The organism is Rugosibacter aromaticivorans (assembly GCF_000934545.1).
Taxonomy (GTDB): domain Bacteria; phylum Pseudomonadota; class Gammaproteobacteria; order Burkholderiales; family Rhodocyclaceae; genus Rugosibacter; species Rugosibacter aromaticivorans.
Window position 1 is genome coordinate 122,015 of the sequence record NZ_CP010554.1, and the last position, 14,478, is coordinate 136,492.

Consider the following 14,478-nt stretch of genomic DNA (forward strand, 5'->3'; position numbering starts at 1 on the left):
CTGGACGCCAGTGGTTAGCGGCTCACAATTCAAGTTCGTATTGGTATGGTCAGTCGCCTTGTTGCCAGTCCTGGCAAAAGTGCGTGCGCAGACTTTCGATGGCGGATGGCAAGCTGCCCTGGCAAGTCACACCCAAGTAGGTGGCCGCGCGCGTGGTGCCGACGTACAGGTATTTGTCGAACAGCGCCGGGTGTAGCGTGGCGAGCTGGTCAATGCCGACAAAGAACACCGCCTCGAACTCCAGGCCTTTGATGTGCTGGATGTCGAACACGCGCACATTGCTTTCCTGCCCCACAGCCTGGCCCTCTCGGCAAGCGATGACCTGGATGTTGTGCTCCGCCAAGGCGGCGTTCAGCGCGTCGGCCACCGGAGCAACGTCGTCCTCGGTGTTCACAAAAATGGCGGTGGATGGCAACTGACCGACAAAGCGCTCAATCTCGCGAATGCGATCCGCCAGCCAACCGACAATGGTTTCTGCGTTGGTGGCGTGCTCCAGCAAGGCTGGCGCAACACCCACGCTGTCCATATGCGCAGGCAAGCTGGCGTTTTGCTCGGTACCACCGACGGCGCGGATCATGGCGCGGGCCAGATCGTTCAGCTGCTTGCTCTGACGGTAGGAGACAGTGATCTCCTTGATATCGAAATCGGCGAAGACCCACTTCAAGTCGTCGGCGGAGCGTGCGCCCCAGGTGGTCAGGCGCTGATTGAAATCGCCGCAGGCAAAGAATGAGCGCAGTCGCGGATGCGCCAGCGCCGCCATGCTCGCAAGCTGGATGGGCGAGAAGTCCGTCGCTTCATCTACCAGTATCTGGTTGCGGTAATGCCCCAGGATAGGATGGAGCGATGACCACGCTGGACTATCGATGTCGCGCTGAACATTGGGCCGACTGATCAGATCGCCTGCGGCGCGCAAGATCGCGAGCAAGACGATGTCCAACTCCAGCGGGTGGATGTCGCGCGCCTCAAAACCTTCGTGGCGATACCAGGTGTTTGCCGGTTGGTGTTCGCGCCTGAATGCACGGTAGCGCTTCGGAATGCCGTCGAGGTAGCGCTTGACCGGATTGACGAACCGGCGTGCACTGGCCTGCACCAGAAGGCTTGCCCCCACCTCGGCGCGATCCGCTTCTGTCAGACCACGATCCCCCAACCACTCGATGATCTTGCCGTTGCGGGAGGCTTTGCTGACTGCGCGCTTCGATGCTGCCGCCCGGGCTTGGGCACGCACGGCTTGCATATAGGCATTGAGCGCGGCGGCACGGCCTGTGCGGGGTGCGGTGGCGTCTTCCTCCTCATCAGCGTCGGGGTCGTCCTGGTCGTCCGCATCAGTCGCTTGCGCCTGTTGCAGGCTGTCTATTACGCGGGCCAATTCATCCAGAAAGGCTCGGTTGCGGTTGAGCTGCAGGTTGAGCGCGGCCTTGATCTTGCCGTCGGAGCCTTCCTTCAGGCTGCTGACGAGCGCCTGTACTTTGGCAATCTCCACCGCCAGCGAGCCAAACATTGCCGCCAGTGCGCCATCGGCCGCCCGCGACAAGATGTCTTGCAGACGTGCGCCGAGGCTCAGGACTTCGGGAGTTTTGGCTTCGTGGAGCTGGGTCGCTGCATCATGCAGCTCCTGCACATAGGCCTTGCGCTGCCATGCGTCGAAATCGTCAAACCATTGAATGGGGCGCTCTAGTGCTGCCTCGCTCAGGCTGGCTAATCCGTCTTTCAGGACAAAGGTGCCGCCGCCAGAAGCCGTTCTGAGGACGCCGAATGCGTTGCGGGCTAGCTCGCGTCGATAGTCCTGCCACGTTCTGATGCGCAGATCCGAGGCGGGAACACCTTCGCGTGCAAATGCCTCCTTGAGGTATTGCTTGAGCAATTCCGTGGGTGTGAACATCAGCCAGCTGTTGGCGTGCGCCATACCTTGGGCTGAGGCAACTGTTTCAACCAGACGTTGTTCGCCTTCTTCCAGGAAGGCCGTGTCGAGCTTTTGGCCGAGGCGTCGGATCAGGGTGGTTGTTTTGCCTGTACCGGGCGGGCCCAGGATCAACAGGCGCTTGTCGAGAGGGAGACGGAAAATTTCGTCCTGGTATTGATCGAGGATGGGCTGATCCCGCAGTCCCATCTTGGTGATGACGCTGCGGCGAACGCCGTCGATGATGTTGGCCTTGACGGTCTCTTCGGCCAGCAATTGGCCAAGAATGTCTTCGGTGACTTCCTCCCCCGCAACCTCGGTCAGCAGCGCACGCAGTGACTCGATGGTGAACGGCCCAAAATGCTCGGCTTCAACGACGGTGTCGCGAGAGTCCCACCCATCGGCAAGCGCATTGGGCCGAAGCTGGGCCCGCTCAAGAACCTCAACGACGGTTCCATTGGGAAGCGTGAACTCTGCGCCAATTGCCAGTGAGGCCAGGCGTCCAACCGGCGCGCGGTAGCTGGCCAAATTGGGAAAGCCCGATACCGGCGTCGTGCGGCAGATGTAGTAGGTTTTCTCTTCTCCCTCTTCATCGACCACCACAACGCGGGCGATGGCAGGCTCTGCCACCAGCACCTGATAGCTTTCGCGGTTCGCCTGACTGATCTGATCCAGCCTTTGGATGGCTGAACTGGACGTCATTGTGTTGATGCTTGCCAGCGCATCCGAGCCCAGTGTCCGCCCATCGTGCAGCTTGCTCTTGGCCGTTTCAGCAATGCTTTCGAGTTGCGCCAACGCTTCGCCAGCGACCTGCTCGATGTGTTTCCTCGATTCGTCATTCAGGCTCTGCGTCATGCACTCTCCCTCCCGGTCAATTCTTCAAGTTCGTTTTTAAGCTGCCGCAAGTGCGCGTTGATCTCTACCTTGCGGTTGAATTGTTTTTCTTTGGCAAGTCGGCTGGCGGCTTTCTCGACCTCACGCTGCTTGGCGGCAACCTGTTCAACGCGGGCGACCAAGTCAGCGAGGCTTTCTTGTGGGCGCGCGGGCGTGGGAATCAGGCGGTGAAGCGCCTGCTCATACAAGCCGCCCAAGTCGAGTGCCAAGGGCATGGCGGCGCGCTCACAGTCACTCGGCAACCAGGCTGTCGCAAAGTAGTCGCTCAAGACCCAACGGCTGGCGTCTGACTCGTTCGGGCGCTTGTACGCGGCAATCACCTGTGTTCGGCCATCAAAGCTCAGCTCGAAGATGATGGGAAACTGCACCGCGCCATCGATGCAGCGCAAGACGTCCAGATTCAGCTCAGACGTCTTGAGCTGGATTGAGAAAATCTGAAGCTCTGGTACTCCCGGCTTGGCGGGCAGGTTGATCGTTTCTGGTGCCAACTTGTATTGCCAGACGATCTGCTCCACCTGCTCGACGAACAAGTCCTTCAGCCTCGTATTGGCACCGCTGTGTTCGTAGATCTTGTTCTTTGGCAGGGTGCGGCCAAAAGCGGCTTGCTTCGGGTAATTGATGAACGCGGCATTCGACTCGAATCGGGCGGGCAGACTCATCCGGCCTCCTGAATCACGAGGAAGGTGATCAGTTCGAAGTCGTCCAGCCCGGCGATGGTATTGACCAGCGCGGTGGTCTTGCCGCCGCTGAACAGGCTGTCCAGATCCTTCTCTTCCTTCACCTCGATCATGGAGCGGATGGTCTTGCCAAGCAGGTCCGAATACACCTGCATCTTGCGGCCATCGGCCGTTTCCTTGTTGAACAGGCGGCAGGCATCTGGAATAGGCTGGGCTTGCCCCTTGCAACAGGTGCGCACCAGATCGAGCAGGCGCTTGACCTCGGTGTGGTCGTGAATGACTTCACCCTCGCGGTTGATGTAGACGAGGTAGTAAGGGTGCAGCCGGTTGTGCTGGCTGACACTGACGCTCGGATTGCGGTTGCGAAGCGTGAAGATCACGCCCGGGCGCAGGCCCAACTCCGGCTTGGCAGGCACCACGGCGTGCATCCCGCTTGGCACGTTGCTCAATTCACCATTGGCCTTAACGTAGTTGAGCAAGTCCATGCGGAAGTCATTGAGTCCGAGGTCAGTGATCGACACGCCAGTCTTCAGGTCTTCCAGCTCGATCACTTCTTCTTGCAGACGACGCAATTGCTCCTTGCGATAAGACACGTCGTTGGCTTGGGCGCTCAGCACGTTGTCATCGCCGGTGGCCGTGACGTCGGCAATCATCATCCGACTCTCAACCCGCTCCTTGAGGTTGATGTACTCGTCGAGCGAGATGTCTGGCCAGTAGTTGACCAGCTGGATACTGCTGTTGGGCGAGCCGATGCGATCCACACGGCCGAAACGCTGGATGATGCGCACGGGGTTCCAGTGGATGTCGTAGTTGATGAGGTAGTCGCAGTCCTGCAGGTTCTGGCCTTCAGAGATGCAATCAGTGCCGATCAGCAAGTCAATCTCTGCCGGTTCGTTCGGCAGCACGATGGCTTTCTCCTTCGAACGCGGCGAGAAGAGGGTGAGCAGTTCCTGGAAGTCGTAGCTCTTCTTGAGCGTGGACTTCGGCGCACCTTTGCCGGTGACTTTCGCGCTGTGCAGGGTCTGTGTGGCCAGCAACTCCGGAGCCAAATTGGCATACAGATAGTCAGCGGTGTCGGCGAAGGCGGTGAAGATCAGCACCTTCTTGTTGCCGGGATTCAGCGGTGCTGCGATTTTGTCCAGAACCAGTGCCTTCAGGTGCTGCAGCTTGGCGTCATCGGCAGGTGTGATCTTGTTCATCGACGCCAGCAAGGCATCAATGATTTCCAGATCGACCTTCAGCTCGTGCTCCCAAGAAGGCAAGTCCATATCGGCGAGGCTGATCTTGACCTTGCCGCCTATTTTTTCAGACTCGTCGCTGTCCCCAATGGTGGGCAGGTCGTCGTCGTCCGCGTCGAGGTTTTCCAACTGGTCGGTCAGGTCATCAATGCTGGCGACGTTGCCGGTCTGATTGAACGTGCTGATCTTGGCCAGCGTATTCGTGTGGTTCGCACGCAGGGACTGGAGCGTCAAGCGGAAGGACTCAATCGAGCTTTCTAGGCGCTTGAGCAGATTGGTCGTCATCAACGCCTGCAGGCTCTTTTCGCGGTCGGCTTGCTTGAGCTTGCCTTTGCCAGCGACCTGGGTGTCGTACATCTCCTCGTACTTCTTGAGCCGACTTGGCAGGATGTAGCTGATCGGGGCGTACACGGCGAGCTTGAGCAGGGACAGTTGCTCGAAGATCTCGTTGAAGCTCATCACGTCCGTTCGCTGCGTGAGCGGGCTGTGGAATGACAAGGGTTTGCGGCGCTCGGGGAATTGGCCGATGTCCTTGGTGTCGTAGAAGGTCTGGATGTGCTTGCGCGAGCGTGCGATGGTGACGCTGTCGAGCAATTCGAAGAAGTCGAAGTCCAACGAGTCCAGGATGGCTCGCGCTGTGCGCTCTTCCGGTGGAAGCTTTGCCCATGCGTTGAAGCTGGCCTGTGCACCACGGAAAATATCCTCTACCGTCTTGCCGGTGCGCAGCTTCTTGCTGAGGTTTTCGGAGTCGCCCTCGTAGGCCAGTGCCAGTTGGTTGCGCAGGTCATTGAAGCGGTTGTTCACTGGGGTGGCTGAAAGCATCAGCACCTTGGTTTTCACGCCCTCCTTGATGACCTTGTTCATCAGCTTCTGGTAGCGGGTTTCCTTGTCCTTGTAGGCGTCGTTATTGCGGAAGTTGTGCGACTCGTCGATGACGACGAGGTCGTAATTGCCCCAGTTGATGCGGTTCAGCGGTGTGCCAAACGACTCGCCGCTGGTGCGGCTGAGGTCGGTATGGCAAAGTACGTCGTAATTGAACCGGTCACGGGCAAAGATGTTGGTTTTGAGGTTGCGGTTGTAGTTCAGCCAGTTGTCCGCCAGCTTCTTGGGGCATAACACCAGGACTGACTTGTTACGCAGCTCGTAATACTTGACGACCGCCAGGGCCGTGAAGGTCTTGCCCAAGCCGACGCTGTCGGCCAGGATGCAGCCGCTGTAGGTCTCAAGTTTGTTGATGATCCCAGTGGCCGCATCTTTCTGGTAGTTGAAGAGCTTGTTCCAGATGAGCGTGTCTTGGTAGCCCGTGCGGTCGTTCGGCAGGACATCCTCATTGATGTCGTCCAGGAACTCATTGAAGATGTTGTAGAGCATCAGGAAATAGATGCTCTCGGGCGAGTTTTCCTGGTACACAGACGCAATATGGTCGCAGATCTGCGCCGTCACATCCTCCAGCTTCTCGGGGTCCTGCCAGATCTGGTTAAACAGACTGAGGTAGGTCGCCGTAAAGGTCGGCTCGTCCATCTTGTTGACGAGGTTGGAGACAGCGTTGCCCTGCTGGTAGCCAAGGTCGACGGCGGTAAAGCCGTGCAATGGCATGTAGGCAGTCTCTGTGGCGGCCGCCTGAACGCAGGCAAACTGCTGCATGGGTGCCTTGCTGCGATTGGACTTGAACGTCGCCTTGCGCCGCATCCAGTCCGCGCACTCTTTTGCAATCGCGCGCTGGGTCAGTTTGTTGCGAAGCTGAATCTCGAACTCACTCCCGTACAGACTCCGTTCGCGGTCAGCCTTCGGGATGTGGAATTCTTTGCGTTCCTTGCGAATCTTGTCGGTAACCTCGTTGGCGGTGAACGTCGGCGAGGTAAAGATGAATTGCAGCTCGTCGATTTTTTCCAGCTCTGCTTTGAGCGCTTCAAACGCGTACATCGAAAAGCAGGAGGCTGCGATTTTCAGGCGAGCACCGGGTTTGAGCGTCTGCTTTAGGTCGTCGCCGAGCAGGCGGTTGATGTTGTCGATCAGTTCCATCAAGAGTCCGCCTTCGTAGTGGCGCTATAGCCTGGTGCCAGTACGGCATTTTTCACGCCGTAAATCGCGAGATGATCTTTGAGCCATAACCGGTACTCCGGTCCACGAAGGCAATGATCGGGCGAACAGTCGACACTCCATTTGCGCAGGATGTATCCAGCCGTGGCAGCGCGCAGCTTCATCCGCAGCACGCCGTCGCGCATGCCGTAATCCATTTCGGTGATCTCCGGCCGGGGCTGATCCGGGTGCGGCACCAACTCCAGTTCGACGATCCGCGTCCACTGGATGTCTTGATCGCTCATCTCATGGGCTGCCACTGGCTGCCCCTTGAGCACGACAGGGTTCTTGATCCGGGTGATGACGAAATCCCGGAACTCCTGAGACTTCCGGTCAAAGGCGCGGACATGCCAGCGCAGGCCGTTGTCGATCAGCGCAAAGGGGACGACTTCCCGCTCAGTACAGCCGCTAGATATTGAGTAGTACTCGACGCGGAGCGGACACACCAGATGGATCGCCCGGGTCACGCTGGCCAGCACATCGAGATCCGGGTGTGTAAGCCGTGAGGGGCTTTCGCTGGCCACCCACGCCTTGAGCCGCATCGGCTCGCCGTCTCCAAAGCCCTGCGTCAGCCAAGACAGCACCCGCTCCGGAGGAAAGTCGAAGATGGGGCGGAAGTCTGGCCCCAGGACGTAGGCCTTGCCTTTGGGGTCATAGTCGATGTTGCCTGGAGACAACTCCTTATAGAGCGCTAAATCTCGAGTTGCCGCTGCGGACTGGATGCCAAACCGCGCAACCAAGTCCTGCCGACGGATCTCCCCCACGAAGCGCACGCGCAGCTCAATGAACGCGAGCCGGTCGCGCTGAGGCTGGGTCAGTTCTGCAAGTTGGTCTTTGGGCATTCCTGAGTGCTCTATCGGGTTAGCGAATACTTGTGCGGGTTATTGCGGGAAGTATATAAGCTGCTCTAGAATGTGGCAACGCAATGTTTATGATTCTTGTATGCGTTGCATTGTGATTACCACATGACGGGCGATGCCCGCACTTTGGAGCATGGGAGTGAAAGCAGACAAAGCCATCGCGACCTACCGGCGCATGCGGGCGCAGCCGCTGTGGCGTCTGCTTGCCTCGACTACCGGGCCCACCGTCATTGGCCTGCTCCAATCTCATCTATATGAGAGCGAGCGAAGCCTCCCTGCCTCCATTTTTCACGAACGCATCGCAAGGGATCTGGAAGAGCTGCGCGCCCAAGGCGAAGACTTTCCCCAAACGGCACAGGCGTATGTCGCCAGCTGGCTCGCCGATGGGTACCTGGAGCGACGCTTCCCGGCTGGGGCTTCAGAAGAGGAATATGAACTCTCCACGGCGGCCGTCGAAGCCATTCGGTTTGTATCTGGACTGGCGCAGCCGCACTCCGCCGCGACCGAAAGTCGCCTGACGCTCGTCATCGAGGCCTTGGCCCGACTTGCCGAGGACACCGACACCGACAAGTTCCGCCGCATCGACCGGCTGATGGCCGAGCAAGCCCGCATCGACAAGGAGATTGACGCCATCCAGAAGGGGCAGATGCGCGTGCTGCCCCAAACAACGGCGCTCGAGCGCACGCGGGAGATCATCACGCTGGCCGACGATCTGGCCGGTGATTTCCGCCGAGTCCGCGATCAGTTCGACCAGCTCAATCGCGATCTCCGTGAGCGCATCATGGACAACGATGGCAATCGCGGGGATGTGCTGGATTCGCTGTTCGCCGGAATCGACCTGATTTCAGAGAGTGACGCCGGAAGAACTTTCTCCGCTTTCTGGCGACTGCTCACGGACCCAGAACAAGCGGCCACGCTTGATCAGGCGCTAGATAGCGTTATGTCGCGGGAGTTCGTGGGGCAGCTCGAAGCCAAGGAGCGACGATTCCTTCTGCGGCTCACGCGGACTCTTCTCGAGCAAGGCGGTATGGTTCACGAGGTGCTCCAGACCTTCGCGCGCAGCCTGAAGCACTTCGTCCAAAGTCGTGAGTACCTCGAGCAACGCCGACTCAATCACCTGCTGAAAGACGCCCAACGCGCAGCACTGGCCCTGAAGGATGAAGTCAGGGCCACAGAAACCCTCCAGTACACGCTGGAACTCACGAGCAGTCGTTTGCGCTCATTGTCTCAATGGGTGTTGCACGACCCATCCCTACAAGCATTGCCCGGGCAGATGGCAGAAGGGGATGCGCCGCCAATCGACCTTGAGTCTGTGAGCGAACTGGTCGCACAGTCCGAGATCGACTTCCGAACACTGAAGGCCAACGTGCTGGCTGTCCTAGAGCAACGCTCCCAGGCATCCATTGCCGACGTGCTGGAGCAGTTCCCTGCTGCGCAGGGGTTGGGCAGCGTCGTCGGCCTGCTTGCGTTGGGCAGTCGGCATGGGTTCAAGGCCGACCACAGTGAAACCGTAGGCTGGGTTGGAGGCGACGACGAGCGTCGTAGCGCCCGAATTCCAAAGATCTTCTTTTTGAGGGAGCGGGCCAATGAACTGGTCTGAGAACAACGAATCAGCAATGCCAGTCGAAGCACAAGCACCCGATGATGCTCAGGCACCTGCCAACACCCTGTTCCTGGGCGACAGCGGCGAGTTGGCACTGGATACCCGGCGCGCCCTGGTGCAGCTGCTGGCAGGGCCATCGCTCGACGGACGTCGGCATCCAAAACTCTGGCCGATCTTGGTACGAGACGAAGCGGTGATCCGTCGGCGTCTTGCCGAGCTGTTTCTCGAACTGGTTATCGACCGAGACGTACAAGTGGCGTTCACGCGCCAGGCAGACACCGGCGAACTTGAGGTACCTCTCCTGTTGCGTCGTGCCCAGCTGACGTTCATTGACTCCATTCTGCTGCTCCACCTTCGCCAGCGATTGACCCAGGCGGACTCGCAGGGCGACCGTGCCGTGGTGTCGACAGACGAGATCACGGAGTTTCTCTCCCTCTATGAGCGCGCCGCCAACACCGACCGTGCAGGGTTCGTGAAACGGGTTCATGCCTCCATCGAGAAGATCAAGAAGCACAGCATTCTTCAGAAAATTCGCTCGAGTGAGGATCGCTTCGAGATTTCGCCGACGCTGAAGCTCCTCTTCTCGGCAGAGGAAATACAAGCGCTGACGCACCTGTATCAGCGAATGGCGGCCGGAGAAACGCCAGCGCAGCTGGTTCAGACTGAAGCTGATGAGGAGGCTGACCAATGATCTCGGAACCCCAAACCGCCTCCTTGTTTGCCCGCGAGCAGTTCCGGATGACCCGCCTGCAGGTTTACAACTGGGGTACTTTCTCCGGCCTGCACGACGTGCCGATCAGCGAGCGAGGCTTTCTGTTTGTGGGTCGATCCGGCGCTGGAAAGTCGACACTGCTCGATGCATTTTCGGCGTTGCTGACGCCACCTCGCTGGATCGATTTCAACGCTGCTGCACGCGAGGCGGACCGCAGCGGTCGTGACCGAAACCTCGTCACCTACATACGTGGTGCGTGGGCTGAACAGAAGGATGGGGAGTCGGGAGAGATCGCGACCCGCTACCTGCGCGCAGGGACGACCTGGTCAGCCTTGGCACTGACCTACCAGAATGCCTTGGGTCAGTCTGTGGTGCTGGTTCAGGTGTTCTGGTTGCGGGGCAATGCAAACGGCAGTACCGACGTCAAACGCCACTACCTTGTCATGGAACGGGCCTTTGATCTGCGCGAGCTGGAGGACTTTGGCCAATTCAACTTCGACATCCGGAAGCTCAAGCAGTCTTTCCCTGAGGCATTCGCACGCGACGAATTTCGCCCCTATTGCGAACGGTTCTGCCGTCTGCTCGGCATCGAAAGCGAAATGGCGCTGCGTTTGCTGCACAAAACCCAGTCGGCCAAAAACCTCGGCGACCTCAATACCTTCCTGCGCGACTTCATGCTCGACAAGCCCGAGACCTTCGAGGTGGCGGATCGCTTGGTCAGCGAATTCGGCGAACTCAATGCGGCCCACCAGGCGGTCGTCACGGCTCGCGAACAGGTTCAAACGCTCGCGCCAGCGCGGGAGCAGCATCAGCGCAGGGATTCGTTGATGCTGCTGCGCAATGGGCTGGATGAGCTTCGGCTGGGGGTTGATGGCTACCGTGAGACTCGCCGTATTGAGCTCCTCAAGGAGCACGTGGCATCCCTGGAGGTGCAAGCCAACGGCTCGGAAGGCGAAGTGGGGCGACGTCAAAGCACTCTGGAAAACCACGCTGCAATCCTGCGCGATCTGGAGCGGCAGCACCGTGAAGCAGGCGGTGATCAGATCGAACAATGGGAAGCAGAGAAATCTGGTCTGGAGGGCCAGCGCACGGATCGCCTGCGCAAACGCGGTCAGGCCGAAGATGCGTGCAAGAAGCTGGGCTGGAGCCTTCCTGATTCGCCTCAAGCCTTCGCAGAACTGTTGGGCAACGCGCGGCAGGAAGTCGAAAATTGGGAACAGCGCAGCAACGATAGCCGGGCCGAGCAGTTCCGCCTGGACCGAGAAAAGAAGGATGCCGAGACCGCGTTTTCGCAAGCACTGAAAGAGGTGCAGGCACTCCAGCGCCAGCCATCGAACATTCCGGCGGACATGCTGGAAATGCGTCGAGAAATCGCCGCCGCCATCGGCATCTCAGAGTCGGCACTTCCCTTTGTTGGCGAACTCGTCGAGGTGAAGCCTGACGAGGCCGAATGGCAGGGGGCCATTGAGCGCGTACTGCATGGATTCGCGCTCTCACTCTTGGTAGACGAGCGCCAGTATTCAGCGCTAGCCAACCACATCAACACCACCCACCTCGGCCAGCGCCTGGTTTATTACCGGACTGGCCGCCCGGAGACCTGGCAGGCCAAGCCCATTGGTGGCAACTCGCTCGTCCTCAAGCTGAACGTCAAGGAGGGGGCGTATGCCGATTGGCTCCAGGCCGAGCTACGGCAACGCTTCGATTACGCGTGCGTCGATTCCATTCAGTCGTTCAGGAGTGCTGATCGCGCCATCACCCGCGAGGGGCAGGTCAAGCACAGCAAAACCCGGCACGAGAAAGACGACCGAAGAAGTGTCGGCGACCGGCGAAACTGGGTGCTCGGATTCGATAACCGCGAGAAGCTCGGGCTCTTTCAAGCTCAGGCGCAGGAGCTAGCTGACACCATTTCGCGCCTCGGCGGGGAGATCGACAAGCTCTCCGACCAGGACAAGAATCGTGCGGCCCGAGCGATGCAGTGCCAGACTCTGGTGAATCTCCAGTGGCAGGAAATAGATGTGCTCCCATTGCTGGATCGCATCTCCAGCATTGAACGGCAGATCCGCGAAGCGCGGGAGGGCAATGCCACCCTGCTGCAAATCAGCGAGCAGATCGGTGAACAAAAGAAGCTCGTCGAGGATGCTGACAAGGAGCTTCGCCAGGCAACACGCGCGCACGACTCGATTCTTGATCAGATCAAGACCAGCACCCAGAAACTGGAATCTCTCCTGCAGGACGCGTCTATCGTTCCATTGACGCCCCATCAGGTGTCGGGTCTCGACGAGCGCTTCGCCAAGCAGTCAGATGCAGTCCGGCTCGACAACCTCGACAAGGTGACAACGTCTGTAGAACGCGCACTCAATGCGGAGATCGAAGAGGTCAACCGTGGGATTGGTGCCTGCGAGAAGGAAATAGAAGCGCGCTTTGCCGATTTCAAACGGCAATGGCCGATGGACGCGGGCGACATGGACACGAGCCTTGCCAGCGCGCCAGATTTCTTCGCCAAACTGGTTCGGCTGGAAACGGATGGACTGCCCGCCTATGAGCAGCGATTCTTTGAACTGCTACAGAACCAAAGCCACCAGAATCTGGCGGCGCTTTCCACCTACCTGAACGATGCGCGTAAGGCGATCCTGGAACGGATGGATCTGGTCAACGATAGTCTTGGCCAGGTGCCCTTCAACCAGAGCGCCAATCAACGCACCTATCTCCACATCGACGCCAGTGACCGGCAGCTTGTCGACGTCAAGGAGTTCAAGCAGGAGATCCAGCAGGCGCTGAGTCATGCATGGACGGAGGATCGCGAGTTTGCCGAGGCACGGTTTCTGGCCTTGCGACGACTTGTTGATCGACTCGCCAGTCAGGACCCCGAGCAAAAGCGCTGGCGCGAGACTGTGCTCGACGTTCGACAGCATGTTGAGTTCATCGGGCGGGAGATCGATGAAAGCGGCGTCGAGGTCGAGATCTACCGCAGCGGAGCAGGCAAGTCCGGCGGCCAACGGCAGAAACTGGCCACTACGTGCTTGGCCGCAGCCCTGCGATATCAACTGGGCGGGAACGACCACGGCGTGCCGATGTATGCGCCCGTCGTGCTGGATGAAGCCTTCGACAAGGCGGATAACGAGTTCACCGCTTTGGCGATGAATATCTTTACCAATTTCGGATTCCAGATGGTGGTCGCCACGCCGCTGAAGTCCGTCATGACCCTTGAGCCATTCATCGGTGGCGCCTGCTTCGTGGACATCAGCGATCGGCGCGTGTCAGGCGTCCTGCTGATTGAGTACGACGGTGATCGTCAGCGGCTGAAACTGCCAGAGCACGCACGAGAGGAGGCTAGCGTTGAAGCTTCCTGAAGATGTTCGGCAGTTTCTTGCCCGTCGCTTTCAAAGCAAGCACCGCGAGTGGTTGATTGGTGATGCGGGCGAGGATCAATGGCCGCTGGAAGTTCCGCTCGGCATACCGACGGAACAGGCTGCGCTGAGGCAGGTCGACGGCGTTCGTGCTTGGGTGAGCGCATGGCAAGGTTGGCAAGGAGTCGGCTCCTTGTCCTGGTGTGAGCGCCGGTGGAAAGCGCTTGGCGTTCAGCTACTACCGGAGAAGCTAGCGTTGGGCGGCCCAGAGCATGTTGCCATGTGGATTGGTGAGTCCGCACGATGGGAGCGTGCTCAATCTCGCTACCGGACACTCACCGCTCGCTGGCCGGTACTGGCGCAGCCGTTGCCAAGGTACTTTGATGTCCTGGCGGACTACGGCGATGCCGATTTTCATCGGCTTGCAGAGATGCTGGACTGGATAGCGAACCATCCACAATCCGACCTATACCCCCGCCAGCTGCCGGTGTCCGGGCTGGATAGCAAATGGCTCGATGGGCGCAAAGGACTGCTGACGGATCTGGTGGCCGCAATACAAGAGGACTCCTCCAGCGACCTGGACTTCTACCAGCGCTGCGGACTGAAGGCACCTCCACTCCTTGTGCGAATGCGGGTGCTGGATCAGGCATTGCGAGCCAGGGTCGGTGGCGTGGGTGACATCACTGCACCAGTGGAAGATCTGGCAAGTCTCAATTTGCCGGTCTCACATGTGTTTATTGTCGAGAACCTTCAAACGGGACTGGCAATGTCCGACATGCCGGGCGCTGTCGTGTTCATGCGTCTTGGCTATAACGTCGACGTGTTGGCCCGATTGCCTTGGCTTGCCCGCGCGAAGTGCATCTACTGGGGTGATTTGGACACCCATGGATTTGCCATCCTGCATCGAGCCCGCTCATACATTCCAGCGTTGCAATCCGTGCTCATGGACGAGGGCACCTTGCTGCAACACAAGGCGCTGTGGGTGGATGAGTCGGCGCAGCATCCATCAACGGAACTGACGCTTCTGACGGAGCAAGAGCAGCAACTCTATCGGGATCTCAAGCAGCAGCGCTGGGGGCAAAACGTTCGCTTGGAGCAAGAGCGGATCGACTGGGTCGCCGCGTGGGGCGCGTTGCAGCGGACATTGGCCTAAAGCCACTGGCCCCCAATG

General features: G+C 59.2%; 8 protein-coding genes. 4 read left to right on the forward strand and 4 right to left on the reverse strand.

What is annotated here, in order from left to right; translation table 11 throughout:
* Positions 1-49 precede the first annotated feature (49 nt).
* From PG1C_RS00700 to PG1C_RS00715, 4 genes are read right to left on the reverse strand one after another with little or no spacing between them, the layout of a single operon-like run.
* Positions 50-2,752 (reverse strand): ATP-binding domain-containing protein, encoded by a 2,703-nt coding sequence (locus tag PG1C_RS00700; RefSeq protein ID WP_202635539.1) that lies wholly within the window; start codon positions 2,750-2,752, stop codon positions 50-52.
* A complete protein-coding gene (locus tag PG1C_RS00705) occupies positions 2,749-3,450 on the reverse strand; it encodes a DUF4391 domain-containing protein (RefSeq protein WP_202635540.1) in 702 nt (233 codons plus the stop codon). Before PG1C_RS00705 ends, PG1C_RS00700 begins: the two co-directional genes overlap by 4 nt.
* A complete protein-coding gene (locus PG1C_RS00710; protein ID WP_202635541.1) occupies positions 3,447-6,728 on the reverse strand; it encodes a helicase-related protein in 3,282 nt (1,093 codons plus the stop codon). Before PG1C_RS00710 ends, PG1C_RS00705 begins: the two co-directional genes overlap by 4 nt.
* Positions 6,728-7,627 carry a BrxR family transcriptional regulator gene (locus PG1C_RS00715; RefSeq protein ID WP_202635542.1) on the reverse strand — a complete coding sequence of 300 codons (900 nt, stop codon included), beginning with the start codon at positions 7,625-7,627 and terminating at the stop codon, positions 6,728-6,730. Before PG1C_RS00715 ends, PG1C_RS00710 begins: the two co-directional genes overlap by 1 nt.
* Before the next feature lie 151 nt (positions 7,628-7,778).
* On the opposite strand from PG1C_RS00715, the gene PG1C_RS00720 reads away from it, so the two are divergent.
* From PG1C_RS00720 to PG1C_RS00735, 4 genes are read left to right on the forward strand one after another with little or no spacing between them, the layout of a single operon-like run.
* Positions 7,779-9,245, forward strand: a complete 1,467-nt coding sequence (locus PG1C_RS00720; RefSeq protein ID WP_284431774.1) for a DUF3375 domain-containing protein — start codon at positions 7,779-7,781, stop codon at positions 9,243-9,245.
* A complete protein-coding gene (locus tag PG1C_RS00725) occupies positions 9,232-9,939 on the forward strand; it encodes a DUF4194 domain-containing protein (protein ID WP_237218237.1) in 708 nt (235 codons plus the stop codon). Before PG1C_RS00720 ends, PG1C_RS00725 begins: the two co-directional genes overlap by 14 nt.
* Positions 9,936-13,310 (forward strand): ATP-binding protein, encoded by a 3,375-nt coding sequence (locus PG1C_RS00730; protein ID WP_202635544.1) that lies wholly within the window; start codon positions 9,936-9,938, stop codon positions 13,308-13,310. The genes PG1C_RS00725 and PG1C_RS00730 overlap by 4 nt, the downstream gene beginning before the upstream one ends.
* On the forward strand, positions 13,297-14,460 hold the full coding sequence (locus tag PG1C_RS00735) for a Wadjet anti-phage system protein JetD domain-containing protein (RefSeq protein ID WP_202635545.1): 1,164 nt from the start codon (positions 13,297-13,299) through the stop codon (positions 14,458-14,460). Before PG1C_RS00730 ends, PG1C_RS00735 begins: the two co-directional genes overlap by 14 nt.
* Positions 14,461-14,478: the final 18 nt, after the last annotated feature.